15 protein-coding genes are annotated in these 14752 nt (G+C 64.6%); 8 read left to right on the top strand and 7 right to left on the bottom strand.

Going from position 1 to position 14752, the window contains the following annotated elements; genetic code table 11:
• Nucleotides 1–138: 138 nt before the first annotated feature.
• From dnaK to NZL82_RS07770, 4 genes are all read left to right on the top strand, one after another.
• Nucleotides 139–2037: a molecular chaperone DnaK gene (gene dnaK / locus NZL82_RS07785; protein WP_261269208.1), complete on the top strand. Its 1899-nt coding sequence runs from the start codon at nt 139–141 to the stop codon at nt 2035–2037.
• A gap of 165 nt (nt 2038–2202) precedes the next feature.
• Nucleotides 2203–3333, top strand: a complete 1131-nt coding sequence (gene dnaJ, locus NZL82_RS07780) for a molecular chaperone DnaJ (RefSeq protein ID WP_261269207.1) — start codon at nt 2203–2205, stop codon at nt 3331–3333.
• 126 nt (nt 3334–3459) lie between these two features.
• Nucleotides 3460–4281: a hypothetical protein gene (locus NZL82_RS07775; RefSeq protein ID WP_261269206.1), complete on the top strand. Its 822-nt coding sequence runs from the start codon at nt 3460–3462 to the stop codon at nt 4279–4281.
• An 89-nt stretch (nt 4282–4370) separates the two neighbouring features.
• On the top strand, nt 4371–4883 hold the full coding sequence (locus tag NZL82_RS07770; protein WP_261269205.1) for a thioredoxin family protein: 513 nt from the start codon (nt 4371–4373) through the stop codon (nt 4881–4883).
• Between the two features lie 85 nt (nt 4884–4968).
• Here NZL82_RS07770 and purB read toward each other — a convergent pair whose 3' ends face one another.
• Nucleotides 4969–6285, bottom strand: a complete 1317-nt coding sequence (gene purB / locus NZL82_RS07765; protein ID WP_261269204.1) for an adenylosuccinate lyase — start codon at nt 6283–6285, stop codon at nt 4969–4971.
• A 277-nt stretch (nt 6286–6562) separates the two neighbouring features.
• On the opposite strand from purB, the gene NZL82_RS07760 reads away from it, so the two are divergent.
• On the top strand, nt 6563–6949 hold the full coding sequence (locus NZL82_RS07760; protein ID WP_261269203.1) for an EF-hand domain-containing protein: 387 nt from the start codon (nt 6563–6565) through the stop codon (nt 6947–6949).
• 269 nt (nt 6950–7218) lie between these two features.
• Here the strand turns inward: NZL82_RS07760 and NZL82_RS07755 are convergent, their stop codons facing one another.
• Entirely contained in the window at nt 7219–7827 is a 609-nt protein-coding gene (locus tag NZL82_RS07755; RefSeq protein WP_261269202.1) for a 50S ribosomal protein L25/general stress protein Ctc, read from the bottom strand.
• Nucleotides 7828–8003: 176 nt separating this feature from the next.
• Here NZL82_RS07755 and NZL82_RS07750 point away from each other — a divergent pair, with 176 nt between their 5' ends.
• On the top strand, nt 8004–9146 hold the full coding sequence (locus tag NZL82_RS07750) for a hypothetical protein (protein WP_261269201.1): 1143 nt from the start codon (nt 8004–8006) through the stop codon (nt 9144–9146).
• Nucleotides 9147–9191: 45 nt separating this feature from the next.
• On the opposite strand, the gene NZL82_RS07745 is transcribed toward NZL82_RS07750, so the two are convergent.
• The 5 genes from NZL82_RS07745 to NZL82_RS07725 are packed head-to-tail and all read right to left on the bottom strand — an operon-like array spanning nt 9192 to nt 11400.
• Nucleotides 9192–10091, bottom strand: coding sequence for a TraB/GumN family protein (locus NZL82_RS07745; protein ID WP_405051350.1), 900 nt, complete (start codon nt 10089–10091; stop codon nt 9192–9194).
• A 53-nt stretch (nt 10092–10144) separates the two neighbouring features.
• Nucleotides 10145–10588, bottom strand: a complete 444-nt coding sequence (locus NZL82_RS07740) for a hypothetical protein (RefSeq protein ID WP_261269199.1) — start codon at nt 10586–10588, stop codon at nt 10145–10147.
• The gene (locus NZL82_RS07735) at nt 10585–10776 is read right to left on the bottom strand and encodes a hypothetical protein (RefSeq protein ID WP_261269198.1); all 192 of its coding nucleotides are present in this window, start codon (nt 10774–10776) and stop codon (nt 10585–10587) included. The genes NZL82_RS07740 and NZL82_RS07735 overlap by 4 nt, the downstream gene beginning before the upstream one ends.
• Nucleotides 10773–11219: a hypothetical protein gene (locus NZL82_RS07730; RefSeq protein ID WP_261269197.1), complete on the bottom strand. Its 447-nt coding sequence runs from the start codon at nt 11217–11219 to the stop codon at nt 10773–10775. Before NZL82_RS07730 ends, NZL82_RS07735 begins: the two co-directional genes overlap by 4 nt.
• Nucleotides 11197–11400, bottom strand: a complete 204-nt coding sequence (locus tag NZL82_RS07725) for a helix-turn-helix transcriptional regulator (RefSeq protein ID WP_261269196.1) — start codon at nt 11398–11400, stop codon at nt 11197–11199. Before NZL82_RS07725 ends, NZL82_RS07730 begins: the two co-directional genes overlap by 23 nt.
• A 246-nt stretch (nt 11401–11646) precedes the next feature.
• On the opposite strand from NZL82_RS07725, the gene NZL82_RS07720 reads away from it, so the two are divergent.
• The gene (locus NZL82_RS07720; protein ID WP_314732876.1) at nt 11647–12486 is read left to right on the top strand and encodes a glycine--tRNA ligase subunit alpha; all 840 of its coding nucleotides are present in this window, start codon (nt 11647–11649) and stop codon (nt 12484–12486) included.
• Nucleotides 12486–14672, top strand: coding sequence for a glycine--tRNA ligase subunit beta (gene glyS, locus NZL82_RS07715; protein ID WP_261269194.1), 2187 nt, complete (start codon nt 12486–12488; stop codon nt 14670–14672). The genes NZL82_RS07720 and glyS overlap by 1 nt, the downstream gene beginning before the upstream one ends.
• The last annotated feature ends 80 nt before the right edge of the window (nt 14673–14752 follow it).

Genomic DNA, 14752 nt, shown 5'->3' with positions numbered 1-14752 from the left:
GGTTCCATCCAATCTTGCGGCAACGGAACGCCCACCTATATCCGCCTCGTGAACGGGGTTTTCGGTCGCCGCTTTCGGGACCGGCGAACCCCGGCATTTGACTTCCAGACTATGTTCTTGAGGGGCATTTAGAGACTTATGGCAAAAGTGATCGGCATCGACCTCGGCACCACCAACAGCTGCGTCGCTGTCATGGAGGGCGGCAAGCCCAAGGTGATCGAGAATGCGGAAGGCGCGCGTACCACGCCGTCGATCGTCGCCTTCGCCAAGGATGGCGAGCGCCTGATCGGCCAGCCGGCCAAGCGTCAGGCGGTGACCAATCCCGACAACACCATCTTTGCGGTGAAGCGCCTGATCGGCCGCCGCTATGACGATCCCGTCACCCGCAAGGACACCGAGTTGGTCCCGTACGCCATCGCGCGCGGTCCGAACGGCGACGCATGGGTGAATGCGGGCGGCAAGGATTACAGCCCGTCGCAGATCAGCGCCTTCACGCTCCAGAAGATGAAGGAAACCGCCGAATCCTATCTGGGCGAGACGGTGACCCAGGCGGTCATCACGGTTCCCGCCTATTTCAACGACGCGCAGCGCCAGGCGACCAAGGACGCCGGCCAGATCGCTGGCCTCGAAGTGCTGCGCATCATCAACGAGCCGACCGCGGCGGCGCTGGCTTACGGCCTGGAGAAGCAGGACGGCAAGACGATCGCGGTCTATGACCTTGGCGGCGGCACCTTCGACATCTCGATCCTCGAGATCGGCGACGGCGTGTTCGAGGTGAAGGCGACCAACGGCGACACCTTCCTGGGCGGCGAAGACTTCGACAACAAGATCGTCGACTTCCTGGCGTCGGGCTTCCAGAAGGAAGAGGGCATCGACCTCACCAAGGACAAGCTGGCGCTCCAGCGTCTGAAGGAAGCGGCCGAAAAGGCGAAGATCGAGCTGTCCTCGGCCCAGTCGACCGAGGTCAACCTGCCCTTCATCACCGCCGACCAGAACGGCCCGAAGCACCTCGTCAAGTCGATCACTCGCGCCGATCTCGAGCGTCTGGTCGAAGACCTGATCCAGCGCACGCTGGAGCCCTGCAAGAAGGCGCTGGCCGATGCGGGCATGAAGGCCGACGAGATCGCCGACGTGGTGCTGGTGGGCGGCATGACCCGCATGCCGCGCGTCCGTGAGGTCGTGAAGAACTTCTTCGGCAAGGACCCGCACACCGGCGTGAACCCCGACGAAGTCGTCGCCATGGGTGCGGCGATCCAGGCGGGCGTGCTGCAGGGCGACGTCAAGGACGTGCTGCTGCTCGACGTGACCCCGCTGTCGCTGGGTATCGAGACGCTGGGCGGCATCATGACCAAGATGATCGACCGCAACACGACGATCCCGACCAAGAAGAGCCAGGTCTATTCGACCGCCGACGACAACCAGAATGCGGTGACGATCCGGGTCTTCCAGGGCGAGCGCGAGATGGCGCAGGACAACAAGCTGCTGGGTCAGTTCGACCTGGTCGGCATCCCGCCTGCACCGCGCGGCGTGCCGCAGATCGAGGTCACGTTCGACATCGACGCCAACGGCATCGTCAACGTCTCGGCCAAGGACAAGGGCACCGGCAAGGAGCAGCAGATCCGCATCCAGGCCTCGGGCGGTCTGTCGGACAACGATATCGACCAAATGGTCCGTGACGCGGAGAAGTTCGCGGAAGAGGACAAGAAGCGTCGTGCCGAGGCCGAGGCCAAGAACAACGCCGAGTCGCTCATCCACACCACCGAGCGTCAGCTGGCCGACAATGGCGACAAGGTCGACGCGTCGCTGAAGTCGGAAATCGAGGCAGCGATCGCCGAGACCAAGACGGCGGTCGAGGGTGGCAACCCCGACACCATGAACGAGAAGGCGCAGGCCCTCGCTCAGGTCGCGATGAAGCTGGGCCAGGCGATCTACGAGAAGCAGCAGCAGGCCGAGGCTTCGCCCTCCGCCGATGCCGGTGCGGCCAAGCAGGACGATGTGGTCGACGCCGAATTCTCGGAAGTCGACGAGACCAAGTAAGGCTGTCGGCCCGGTCTGCCGGTTGGCGGGCCGGGCCTTCGGTTGCTGTTGAGAATACCGCCTTTCGGGGCATGAAATGGCGAAGCGCTTGGGCGTCCGCTCCGTCCGGCCCGACGGCACGGTCGGTCGGCGGGCCACGCACAGGCGGACGGGGCGAGACCGGGCATGAGCACGACGATCGACTATTATGAACTGCTCGAATGCGAGCGCACCGCGGACGATGCGACGATCAAGTCGCGCTACCGCAAGCTGGCGATGCAGTACCATCCGGACCGCAATGCGGGCTGCAAGGACTCCGAGGCCAAGTTCAAGGCGATCAGCGAAGCCTATGACTGCCTGAAGGACCCCCAGAAGCGGGCGGCCTATGACCGCTATGGTCATGCCGCGTTCCAGCAGGGCATGGGCGGCGGCGGCGGCCATGGCGGGCAGGATTTCGGCGCCTTCTCCGATATTTTCGAAAGTGTCTTCGGCGAGTTCATGGGCGGCGGGCGCGGCGGCGGGCGACAGAGCCCCAGGCGCGGTGCGGACCTTCGCTACGACATGGAAATCACGCTCGAAGAGGCGTTCCACGGCAAGTCGACCGAGATCACCGTCGACGTCTCGGCGGCGTGCGACACCTGCGACGGCACCGGCGCCAAGGCGGGGACCAGCGCCAAGACCTGCCAGCAATGCGGCGGCCATGGCAAGGTGCGTGCGCAGCAGGGCTTTTTCGTGGTCGAGCGGACCTGCCCGGTCTGCCAGGGCGCAGGGCAGATCATCGCCGATCCGTGCCCCGACTGCCGCGGCGAGGGCCGGGTCGAGAAGACCAAGACGCTGGCCGTCAACATCCCGGCGGGCGTCGACGAAGGCACCCGCATCCGCCTGACCGGCGAAGGCGAGGCGGGCGCGCGGGGAGCTCCCGCAGGCGACCTCTACATCTTCCTGCATGTGAAGCGCCACGCCATCTTCGAGCGCGAGGGCACGACCCTGTTCGCGCGCGCGCCGATCAGCTTCACGACGGCGGCGCTGGGCGGATCGCTATCGATCCCCGGCCTGGATGGGCGCACGCACGAGATCAAGATTCCGGCGGGCATTCAGTCGGGCAAACAACTCCGCCAGCGCGGCGCGGGCATGCCCGTGTTGCAGGGACGCGGCACCGGCGATCTGGTCATCCAGATCGAAGTCGAAACGCCGACGCGGCTGTCCACCCGCCAGCGCGAACTGCTCGAACTTTTCCGCGAGACCGAGACAGGCGACGAATGTCCCGAAAGTCAGGGGTTTTTCGCCAAGTTGAAGAGCGTCTTCGCGGGGGAGTAGTCCCTTTCAATCACCGATTGCAAAGTGTCGCGGCGATGACCGGAGGAACTGATTTTCCCCAGTTTGTTGACTCGTCTTCCAGATGAAGGCCATGATCGGATGGGTTTCATCATGGGGAGCCCTGCTATGCGCCGCTTGTATGAATACCTGATCGTCATAGGGGCAATCTTTGGCGCTTCCGTTTCGGTATGGGGCGCCGCGTCGCAGAAGAAGGACAGGGGCGCGCTTCCGGCGAGCAATTCGTCCGACGAAGTCATCGTACAGGCGCTAAAGATCCCGCACGTGAAACTGCCCATCAATGTCCATTGGGCGGCGAGGAGTGAGTTGGGATCCCGTATCGCGTATGAACGCGCCGACCAGTTCCTGCGCTGTGCGATGGATATTGGTGATCCTAAATGGCTGCGTAGAGCGGTGGAGGGACCACCAAATTTTTCTAGCACGCGATACGCCCAATTCATGATCGCTGTCGCCAATGCCGGATGCTATCCGCCACGCTTACTCGACGCGGATCCAAATACCGGTGACTATGCGAATAGTGCTATCGACCGGGGCGTTTTGATCGAAAGGACGTTACGGGCCTATGCGCCTGACGCCGCCCTCGATCGGTCACAAACCTTTGATCCGGAGGTTCGGGCACGGTTCATCAAGACCGAGGCCGCGCACAATCGTTACCGCCTCGGACCATCTTTGGCGGCATTTTCCCTATCAGCCTGCCTCGTCCAAACACAGCCCGAGCTTGCCACACGACTGTTCCGCGCGGAACAGGGCGGTGATCTCGTGCGGGGGCTTGAGCAAATCATGATCGTCAACGCGCCCGAATGTCTGAAGGGCCTGAAGAGAGTTACAATCGAACCGACAACGATGCGTATCCACCTGATCGAGGCGTTTTACCGCTGGATCCTAGCGGCGCGTAACCTTCCCTCGCTCATCCCCCAGCAGAGCACGTAGGGGCAGTTCTACCCATCGCCCAAGCAAACCCATATTGCATTGCGGAGAGGGGCGCGCTCCAATGGTGGGGAACAAGGATGGAGATCGTCATGTCGCCGTTGAAAGCTGCTTTGCCTCTGATTGCAGCCTGCGCGCTTCTGGCCGCCGCCGGGCCGGTAACCGCTCCCCGCGTGGGCGTCGCCAGCTTCGAAGCGCTGCCCAAGCCTCTGCCGCTGCCTTACCATGCTGGTGATGCCAAGGCGGAGATCGCCGCGGCGCGTGCGCGGGCGGTGAAGGCGCATAAGCGGGTGTTGATTGATCTGGGTGGGAACTGGTGCCTCGACTGCCGCTTGCTGGCGGGCACGATGGAGTTGCCGCAATTCCGCTCCTTCGTTTCCAAGCATTTCGAGGTGGTGACGGTCGATGTCGGTCGGTTCGACCAGAATATGGATATTCCCGCGTCCTACGGGATCAAGGGGCGGCTGGCGGGAGTGCCCGCCGTGCTGATCGTGGACCCGAAGACCAACAAGCTGGTCAATGCGGGCCGCGAGACGGCCCTGGCGGATGCGCGCTCGATGACGCCGCAGGCGCTGGCCGACTGGCTGGCGGGTTGGGTCGCCTAAGCTCCTGAACGTTGCCCCAGCCTGGGCTGGGGGCTTTCTGCGATGACGAAGGGGGGAGGGCATGGCGCACTCCCCCCCAAAGCCGTTACGCCTCGCCGAACACGCGCGCGAAAATCGTGTCGACATTCTTGTAATGATAATCGAGGTCGAAGCGCGCCTCGATCTCCTCGGGCGACAGCGCCGCCGTGACGTCCGCATCGGCCTTGAGCAGCTCCATCAGCGACAATTCGCCGTCGGACTCCCACACCTTCATCGCGTTGCGCTGGACGAGGCGATAGCTGTCCTCGCGGCTCACGCCCGCCTGGGTCAGCGCCAGCAGCACGCGCTGCGAATGGACCAGGCCACCCATCTTGTTGAGGTTCTTCTCCATCCGCGCCGGATAGACGACCAGCTTGTCGATGACGCCGGTCAGGCGGGCGAGCGCGAAGTCGAGGGTGATGGTCGCGTCCGGGCCGATATAACGCTCGACCGAGCTATGGCTGATGTCGCGCTCATGCCACAAAGCGACATTCTCCAGCGCCGGGGTGACATAGCCGCGCACCATGCGGGCCAAGCCGGTCAGATTCTCGGTCAGCACCGGGTTGCGCTTGTGCGGCATCGCCGACGAGCCCTTCTGGCCGGGCGAGAAATATTCCTCGGCTTCCAGAACCTCAGTGCGCTGGAGGTGACGGATTTCGGTGGCCAGCCGCTCGATCGAGCTGGCGATGACGCCCAGCGTCGCGAAGAACATCGCATGGCGATCGCGCGGAATGACCTGGGTCGAGACGGGCTCGACGGTCAGGCCCATCTTCTCGGCGACATGGGCTTCGACGCTCGGGTCGATGTTCGCAAAGGTGCCGACCGCGCCCGAAATCGCGCAGGTGGCGATGTCGGCGCGCGCTGCAACCAGACGGGCACGGTTGCGATCGAATTCGGCATAGGCCTGGGCGAGCTTCAAGCCGAAGGTGACCGGCTCGGCATGGATGCCATGGCTGCGGCCGATGGTCGGGGTCAGCTTATGCTCGTAAGCGCGACGCTTGATGACCGCGAGCAGCGCGTCGAGGTCTTCGAGCAGAATGTCGGACGCGCGCGCCAGCTGAACCGCCAGGCAGGTGTCCAGCACGTCGGACGAGGTCATGCCCTGATGCAGGAAGCGTGCCTCCGGCCCGGTCCGCTCGGCGACATGGGTGAGGAAGGCGATGACGTCGTGCTTGGTCTCCGCCTCGATCGAATCGATCCGGTCGATGTCGAAATCGCCCGCCGCCTTGTCGGCTTCCCAGATGCGCGCGGCGGCTTCCTTGGGCACCACGCCCAGTTCGGCCAGTGCGTCGGTGGCATGTGCCTCGATCTCGAACCAGATGCGGAAACGGGTCTGCGGATCCCAGATCCGGGTCATGGGGGCACGGGAATAGCGCGGAATCATCGGGGTACCTCAGGTCGTGGAAACGGCACGGCTTACCGTGCACTCCCTCTCGGAATCACGGTGTGCCGTGCCGTTAGCAGGGACGAGCCGAGCCTTCAAATCCGATGACGTCATTCCCATATGGCAAAATGGAGTTTGGGAACGTATCTCTAACGATGAAGATGCTTTTCCAATCTTCGTAATCATCGATCGACCAGAGTAAGGGAGAGACGAGATGATGAAATATGCTATTCTTGGCGCCGTGATGATGGCGTCCGCTCCGGTGCTTGCACAGACCATGACGGCGCCAGGTCAAACCTCACCGGCACCCGCACAGGATGCGACCGCAACCACGACGGACCCGGCACAGGCCACGCAGCCCGTTACCGATCCGGCCGCGGCGACTCCGGCACAGGGGCAGGTCCAGGCGACCGGCAGTCAGATCGCGCAGGTCGTGGACACCCAGTTCCCGACCTATGACAAGGACGGGAACGGCCAGTTGAGCAAGGCCGAGTTCGCCCAGTGGATGGTCGCGCTGAAGTCGCAGACAGATCCGTCGACCAAGGCCGATGCGCCCGCGACCAAGAAGTGGGTCGGCACCGCCTTTGCCCAGGCCGATACGGACAAGAGCAAGACCGTGTCCAAGACCGAACTGACCGGCTTTCTGAGCCAGGGTCAGGGCTGAAGCCAGATCGGAACCTCCCCTCCGTTCCGACCTATTCCCCGAGCGGGGATGAGCGGGGCCGTCGGATCTTGGGGTCCGGCGGCCCCTTTCTCATGCTCCCCATCGAACAAAGGAAAGGGAAGTGATGGGGCGCTCACCATCGCCAGCCCGCGATCCTCTCGTGCCAATCGAGCGGTGAGAAAATGCGACAGACATGAAAAAGGGCAGGGGCGTCACCGCCGCCTGCCCTGATTTTCGTTCGCTTGCCCGAAGGGGAAAGGGAGGCCGGATCAGGCCTCTTCCGAACCTTCGGCAGCCGCATCGGCGTCGTCCGCAGCGGTCGGGACCGTCGGCGGAACGATGGTCGCGATCGCGAAGTCGCGGTCGTCGATCGCCGGAGTCGCACCCTTGGGCAGCTTCACGTCCGAGATGTGGATCGAGTCGCCGACTTCCAGACCCTTGAGCGAGATGGTGATCTCGGCGGGGATGTCGGCGGCGTCGACGACGATCTCGATCTCGTGACGGGTGATGTTCAGGACACCGCCCTGCTTGATGCCACGGCTCTCTTCTTCGTCGGTGAAGACGACCGGAACGGCGACGGTGACGGTCTCATGCTCGCCGATGCGCAGGAAGTCGACGTGCAGCGGGCGGTCCGAAACCGGATGGAACGCGACGTCCTTCGCCAGCGTGCGCTGGCCGTCCACCATGATGACCGAGGTGAAGAAATGGCCGGTCATCAGCGCCTTGACGAGGGCCTTCTCTTCGAGATGGATCGACGCGGCGGCCTTGTTCTGACCATAGATCACGGCGGGGACGCGGCCTTCACGACGCAGCGAACGGGAGGCTCCCTTGCCAACCTGATCGCGCGTCTCGGCGGCGAGCGTAAGGGTGTCGCTCATTCCAGTAACTCCGAAACAAAATGGATATAGGCTTCCGACCACGCCTCCAGGGATGACCATGACCGGAAGCGGCGGCGCATAGCTGGGATGCGGCCGAAAAGCAAGGCGGGGGCGCTTGCGCCTTGGGGGCGCATCCCGCATGCTCCCCATAACGATCACGGTATGGGGAGCATGCCATGTTTGTCGGGGCTTTGTGGATGATGCTGGCGCAGGCCGTATCCGGGGGCGAGGTCCCGCCCGCGCCCGATATCGTTGTGCGCGGCGAGCGGGCCGAGCGGGCCCTGTCCAACTGCCTGACAAGGGGGTGCGCGGTGCCGGACGATGTTCGCCTGACCATGGCCCTGGCGGAGGCGAAATTCGGGCAGGGCCGGTATCGCCAGGCGCGCACGGCGCTGGACCGCTCGATCGCGCGCAACCGCCATGCGGCGGACCAATATCCCCGGCATGTGGCGGCATTGTACGAGGCGAGCGCGACCGTCAATCGCCATCTCGGCGACATGGACGCCTATCGTGCCGATATCGTGGGGCAGGCGGGCGTCATCCGCACGAATCTGGCGGCGGACGACACCCAGGCCCGCATCCTGCCGATCCTGCTGGGCGACAGTTGGCTGGAGCGCGGCAACCGGCGCCAAGCGATGAGCAGCTATGACAGCGCCCGGCGTCGCTATGTCGCGCAGGGCGAGACGCGGTTGGCCGCGATCGCCGGTCTTCGTCGGGTCGCCGTTTATGTGATGGAGCGCGATGCGGGGCAGGCACAGCGGGAACTGGCGGCGATCGGGACCTACGGCCAGAACGATCCCGTGGTGGGGGCCGTGCGTGCCGTCCTGACCGCTCGGATCGCCGCGCTGACGGGCGATGATGCGGCGATCGACCAGCTCGTCGCGACGTTACGCACCGGGTCGAACGAGCCGCCGATGCTGCTGACCACGTCGCCCATGCCGCAATCGGCCGACATGGCCGCCGCCGAGATGCGCCGGACCTTCGGTGAGCCGGAACGCGGGGTCTGGTCGTCGGGCGGTGCGCCGGTGCGTTGGGTGGATGTCGGCTATATGGTGCGACCCGATGGGCGCGTGACCGATGTCGAGATATTGCGCGGCACCCGCAGTCGGGGCTGGGCCGATCCGTACGTCCAGTGGATCGCCAGCCGCCGCTACGCTCCCGTCACCTTGGCCGAGGGTCAGCCGGGAGTCTACCGGATCGAGCGGTTGACCCGCCGGGCCAAGATGGAAACCCCAGCGGGGTCGCTGGTCCGCCAGGCGACAGGCCCCATGGGTGTCGAGATACTGGATCTCACCCGCATGGAAACGACGAAGAGCTGACGACGAAACGGGCCGCCCGTTCGGGGGAGCGGGCGGCTTTGGAGATCAATAGGCGATCCGCTGCGCCTTGATCCCCTGTTTGGCGAGCTGCGCCTGGACGCTGTCATTGCCTGCCAGATGGCCCGCGCCGACCGCGATGAAGATGGTGCCGGGCTTGGCCATCCGCTCCTTGATCCACGTCGCCCAGCGCGCGTTGCGGTCGGTCAGCAGCGTCTTGGCGACCTCGGGCGAGTCCTTCAGGCTTTCGTTCATGGTACGCGCCAGCGCATCAGGATCGCCCTTGGCCCATTCGTCGACCATCTCGGCCATTTCCTCACCCGCCTTGGGCAGATCTTCGACCGTCGAGGTCAGGAACTCGATCTGTGCCTTTTGCGACAGGCCGTTGAAAAAGCCGATCTGCTGCTCGGCGGTCTCCAGTCCCGCAACCGGCTTGTTCGCCGCTTTGGCCGCATCGGCCAGCACGGCTTCCGGCCCGTTCTTGGGATCATAGCCCAGCTTCTGGATCGGCGCGAGCGACAGGGTGACGCCCGCCAGCCAAGGCTTCATCCGGTCGAACGCCTGGGGTGGTAGGCCCGCATCGGTCATCGCCTTCAGATAGGCGCCGCGCTTGTCGGCGGGCAACTGCTCGGTCAGGGTCGGGCCGGTGGCGACGATGCCGTTCTTGAGGACGATCTGCTGCATCGTCGCCGGGTCGGGCTGCACCATCTCCAGCATCAGCTGGTCGGACTTGTCGAAGGCGGTCTTCACCGCCTCGTCGAACCAGCTCAGGCCGGGCTTCAGCACATGGATGGTGCCGAACAGATAAATGGTCGTATCGGCATCCTTGACCACCCAGAGCGCGGGATCGGCGTCATTGGGGGCCTGGGCGGGCTTGCTCTGCGCGCAGGCGGGTAGCGCCAGCATCAGCGCGAGCGAGGTGAGGGCGGCTTTCATGATCGTCTTCATGGGATCGGGCTTTCGGAAAGGGAAGGGGCCGGATGGGAGAAGGGGTCGGAAGATCAGACGTATTTGCGCCACATCCATACGATGCCGCAGGTGGCCATCAGGGCACCGTAGACCCACTCGACCTGAAGGGGCGGCAGCACGCCGCCGCGCCACAGGAACCACCAGACAGGGGCGCCCAGGCCGACGACATAGAAGGCCGCCAGCGCGCCGTCGCGATAGGCGCGGCTCTCATGCTCATCGACCACCCGGTGCCAGCGCCAGGAAATGATCGGCACCACGACGCCCCACATCAGTGCCATGAGGATCGCGAACCAGAGCGGCAATGGCGACGTCCACATGTTCAATGTGCTGGGCTTCATTCCCGCCGGGGCGGAAAGGATCGCCACGAGAGCCATGGACAAGCCCATGACGCCGCCGACGGCGCCCGAGATGGCGACCAGACGGTGATTGGCGCGCTCGCTGGGACCACGGCTGTCACGTTGGAATAGATCGGTCATGGCCGCACCTCGATAGAAAGATGGACGGAAAAAGCGGGCATCCGCGCGCTATGGGCGGCGGTGGTAGCGGCGCGGATGTTGGGACGAAGCGTGTCGAGCGTGACCTTGCCCACCTGTCCGGCCCCCCAACCGAGCAGCGACAGCGCGATGCCGCTCCCGATGACTGCGCGGGTCAGACGACGGCTCATGACCGCACCCGCCGGACGAAATAGAAGGCCAGGCCGATCAGGATCGCGATGCCCCAACTGGAGTCTTCGAAATCCGCCTGATGCATCTGCGCGCCGATGATCGTCAGCACCGGGTGCAGGACGAAGTTGGCCAGTCCGATCGCGGCCCATGTCTCGATTGCCAGCCGCCGTTGCATTTCGTCGGTTTCGCGCCAGTTGCGCCACGTCACGATGCCCCCGAGGATCAGGATGACGGCCGCTGTGATCTGGGCCAGGGGCCGTGGCGCGGATACGCGGGGAAGATGGAACAACCCGTCGATAAACCCTTCCAGAAACGGCAGGCCGACCACGAGCAGGATCGCCACGGCGACCAGCAGCATTCGCCGTCGCTTCCGGCGCGTCGTACGCGCGGCCTCGCGGCTCTCGCCCCATCCGGCGGCTTCACTCACCATGATGCTCGTCATCGAAAATCTCCTCGATGGGCATGTCGAACAGGCGGCCGATGCGAAAGGCGAGCGGCAGCGAGGGGTCGTATTTCCCCGTTTCGATGGCGTTGACGGCCTGCCGCGACACGTCCAGCCGCCCGGCGAGTTCCGCCTGGCTCCAGTTGCGTTCGGCGCGCAGCACCTTGAGGCGATTTTTCATGTCCACCTCCTCTTGCATGGCAACCTCCCTTTGTCACCCGTGCATGACGGAATGTCAGGTGACCATGACAAAGTGACAGTGAGTCGTGACCATGTCAACAAGACCTGACAAAATATCATGCTTGGCTGACTGGCGGCATAGCGGGCGCGGCGGCTTGCCTTGACCGCGAAGGGGGCATGAGCCAAAGCCTGCCGCGTTATGCTGACCCGGAACGGACCCCCGGAAGGACCACTTTCCTTCCAGCGCATGATCCTCACCCTCCATGATTATTGGAGCGAGCGCGGATGCGTGATCCTGCAACCCTATGACATGGAGATGGGGGCGGGCACCTTTCACCCCGCGACCACGCTGCGCGCGCTGGGTCCGGATTCGTGGAACGCCGCCTTCGTCCAGCCCTGCCGCCGCCCGACCGATGGCCGCTATGGCGAGAATCCCAACCGGCTCCAGCATTATTACCAGTATCAGGTGATCCTGAAGCCCTCGCCCGCCGACCTGCAGGACCTGTATCTGGGCAGCCTCGCCGCGATCGGCGTGGACATGGCCAAGCACGACATCCGCTTCGTCGAGGACGATTGGGAAAGCCCGACCCTGGGCGCCTGGGGCCTGGGCTGGGAAGTCTGGTGCGACGGGATGGAGGTGACCCAGTTCACCTATTTCCAGCAGATGGGCGGTTACGACATGAAGCCGGTCGCGGGCGAGCTGACCTATGGGCTCGAGCGTCTGGCCATGTACATTCAGGACGTCGACAACGTCTATGACCTGCGCTTCAACGATGCGGGCGTGAGCTACGGCGACGTGTTTCTCGAAAACGAGAAGCAAATGTCGACCTGGAATTTCGAGGTGGCCGACACCGAGACGCTGTTCGACGCCTTCCGTAAGGCGGCGGCCGAGTGCGAACGCTGTCTGGAGGCCAAGCTGCCCATCCCCGCCTATGAACAGGCGATCAAGGCCAGCCACACCTTCAACTTGCTGCAGGCGCGCGGCGTGATCTCGGTGGCGGAGCGCCAGGCCTATATGGGCCGCGTCCGCGATCTGGCGAAGGGCGCGTGCGGCGCCTGGATGGACAAGAACGGCTGGGCCGCGTGATGACCGATTTTCTGCTCGAACTCCGCTCCGAAGAAATCCCCGCCCGAATGCAGGCGGGCGCGCGCGAGAACCTCGCCAAGCTGTTCGCCGCCGAACTCGCCAAGGCCGGTCTGTCGGCGGGTGAGGTCGTCACCTATGCGGGCCCGCGCCGCCTGGCGCTGATCGCCAAGGGTCTTCCGTCCGCGACCGAGGCCGTGTCCGAGGAAGTGAAGGGCCCGCGTGCGTCGGCCCCGCCTCAGGCGCTGGAGGGCTTTCTCCGCAAGACCGGACTGACGCGCGAGCAACTGATCGAGCGCGACGGCGTGCTCTTCGCGATCACCGAAAAGCCGGGCCGCGCGACGGCCGAGGTTCTGGCAGAGGCGATCCCCGCGATCGTCCGCGCCTTCCCCTGGCCCAAGTCGATGCGCTGGGGTGCGGAATCGACCTCGACCGAGTCGATGCGTTGGGTCCGGCCGCTGCACGCCATCGTCGCGCTGTTCGGCGGCGAGGTGGTGCCGTTCGAGATCGCCGGGATCGCCAGCGGCAATGTCACGCGCGGTCATCGCTTCCACGCGCCTGCCGAGACCGTGTTGACCGGCGCGGACACCTATGTCGAACAGCTCCGCGCCGCCAAGGTGCTGGTCGATCAGGACGAGCGCGCCGCGATCATTCGCGATCGCGCGTCGGCGCTAACCGCCGAGGCCGGATTGGAACTGGTCGAGGACGAAGGGTTGGTCGCCGAGAATGCCGGGCTGACCGAATGGCCGGTGCCGCTGCTCGGCCGCTTCGACGAAGCCTATCTCGACGTGCCGCCGGAAGTCATCCAGTTGACCGCGCGGGTGAACCAGAAGTATTTCGTCTGCCGCTCGGCCGACGGGAGGCTGGCGAACGCCTTCGTCTGCACCGCCAATATCGAGGCGAGTGATGGCGGCGCGAAGATCGTCGAGGGCAATGGCAAGGTGCTCGCCGCCCGCCTGTCCGACGCGCGCTTCTTCTACGAGACCGACCTGAAGACCAAGCTCGACGATCTGTGGCCCAAGCTGGAAAAGATCGTTTTCCACGAGAAGCTCGGCACCGTCGCCGACAAGGTGGAGCGGGTGGCCAAGCTGGCCGAATGGCTGGCGAGCGAGGGCATCGTGCCAAACTGCGACCCGGCACTCGCGCGCCGTGCGGCGGAACTGGCCAAGGCCGACCTCGTCACCGGGATGGTCGGTGAGTTCCCCGAATTGCAGGGCCTGATGGGCGGCTACTACGCCGCCGCACAGGGCGAAGACCCGCGTGTCGCCGAAGCTATTCGCGATCACTATAAGCCAGTCGGGCAGGGGGATGATGTTCCCACTGCGCCGGTAACGGTGGCCGTGGCGCTGGCGGATAAGCTGGATACCCTCGTCGCCTTCTTTGCAGTAGGTGAGCAGCCTACGGGATCCAAGGATCCATTCGCTATCCGTCGAGCAGCATTGGCAATTTTGCGACTTATCCAAGTCAACGGTCTTCGAATGCAGATGGCCAGAGTTATGGCTGCATCAGCAAAACCAATCATCGATCAGGTTTTGGATGAGCCGTATCGTTCTGCATGTAAAGCTGAAGAACTGATTAGACATGGTTTCGTGTCGAAGACCCCGTATGTGGCTGATCCCGCCAGCATCACGGGGCCGGGCGCGTACACTCGAACGAACGTTTTGTTGGGCTTGCCGGCATTGGCAGGCTTCTTCGCCGACCGCCTGAAGGTCCAGCAACGCGAAGCAGGCGTCCGTCACGACCTGATCGACGCGGTGTTCGCGCTCGGCGGCGAGGACGATCTCGTCCGCCTGCTCGCCCGTGTCCGTGCGCTGCAGGCCTTCGTCACCACCGACGACGGCACCAACCTGCTCGCCGGGTTTAAGCGCGCCGCGAACATTCTGAAGAAGGAAGGCGTCGAGGGCGACCAGCGCTGGACCGCGCCGACCTACACGCCCGAACCCGCCGAGGCCGATCTGATCGCCGCGCTCGACGCGGCCGAGCCCAAGGCTGCGCAAGCGGTGAAGGCCGAGGATTTCGAGGCCGCGATGGCCGCGCTCGCCTCGCTTCGCGCGCCGATCGACCGGTTCTTCGACGATGTCACCGTCAACGACGCCGATCCGGCCAAGCGTATCGCGCGCCTCGCGCTGCTCGCCCGCGTCCGGGCCGCGGTGCATATGGTGGCGGATTTCTCGAGGATCGAGGGATGAGGTAACGGCCGGATCGGGAAAGCAATTCTGACGTTCTTGTCTTCCCCTCCGGCAAAATCGCCTTATTAACACCGACGCCT

The sequence above is a fragment of the Sphingomonas sp. LC-1 genome (assembly GCF_025371035.1).
GTDB lineage: Bacteria > Pseudomonadota > Alphaproteobacteria > Sphingomonadales > Sphingomonadaceae > Sphingomonas > Sphingomonas sanguinis_E.
This window is presented reverse-complemented; position numbering and strand designations above follow the sequence as displayed.

What these genes read in the sequence shown, in the direction of transcription:
- dnaK (WP_261269208.1), top strand. Translation starts at nt 139, where the DNA reads ATGGCAAAAGTGATCGGCATCGACCTCGGCACCACCAACAGCTGCGTC.
- dnaJ (WP_261269207.1), top strand. Translation starts at nt 2,203, where the DNA reads ATGAGCACGACGATCGACTATTATGAACTGCTCGAATGCGAGCGCACC.
- NZL82_RS07775 (WP_261269206.1), top strand. Translation starts at nt 3,460, where the DNA reads ATGCGCCGCTTGTATGAATACCTGATCGTCATAGGGGCAATCTTTGGC.
- NZL82_RS07770 (WP_261269205.1), top strand. Translation starts at nt 4,371, where the DNA reads ATGTCGCCGTTGAAAGCTGCTTTGCCTCTGATTGCAGCCTGCGCGCTT.
- purB (WP_261269204.1), bottom strand. Translation starts at nt 6,285, where the DNA reads ATGATTCCGCGCTATTCCCGTGCCCCCATGACCCGGATCTGGGATCCG.
- NZL82_RS07760 (WP_261269203.1), top strand. Translation starts at nt 6,563, where the DNA reads ATGACGGCGCCAGGTCAAACCTCACCGGCACCCGCACAGGATGCGACC.
- NZL82_RS07755 (WP_261269202.1), bottom strand. Translation starts at nt 7,827, where the DNA reads ATGAGCGACACCCTTACGCTCGCCGCCGAGACGCGCGATCAGGTTGGC.
- NZL82_RS07750 (WP_261269201.1), top strand. Translation starts at nt 8,004, where the DNA reads ATGTTTGTCGGGGCTTTGTGGATGATGCTGGCGCAGGCCGTATCCGGG.
- NZL82_RS07745 (WP_405051350.1), bottom strand. Translation starts at nt 10,091, where the DNA reads ATGAAGACGATCATGAAAGCCGCCCTCACCTCGCTCGCGCTGATGCTG.
- NZL82_RS07740 (WP_261269199.1), bottom strand. Translation starts at nt 10,588, where the DNA reads ATGACCGATCTATTCCAACGTGACAGCCGTGGTCCCAGCGAGCGCGCC.
- NZL82_RS07735 (WP_261269198.1), bottom strand. Translation starts at nt 10,776, where the DNA reads ATGAGCCGTCGTCTGACCCGCGCAGTCATCGGGAGCGGCATCGCGCTG.
- NZL82_RS07730 (WP_261269197.1), bottom strand. Translation starts at nt 11,219, where the DNA reads ATGACGAGCATCATGGTGAGTGAAGCCGCCGGATGGGGCGAGAGCCGC.
- NZL82_RS07725 (WP_261269196.1), bottom strand. Translation starts at nt 11,400, where the DNA reads ATGAAAAATCGCCTCAAGGTGCTGCGCGCCGAACGCAACTGGAGCCAG.
- NZL82_RS07720 (WP_314732876.1), top strand. Translation starts at nt 11,647, where the DNA reads ATGATCCTCACCCTCCATGATTATTGGAGCGAGCGCGGATGCGTGATC.
- glyS (WP_261269194.1), top strand. Translation starts at nt 12,486, where the DNA reads ATGACCGATTTTCTGCTCGAACTCCGCTCCGAAGAAATCCCCGCCCGA.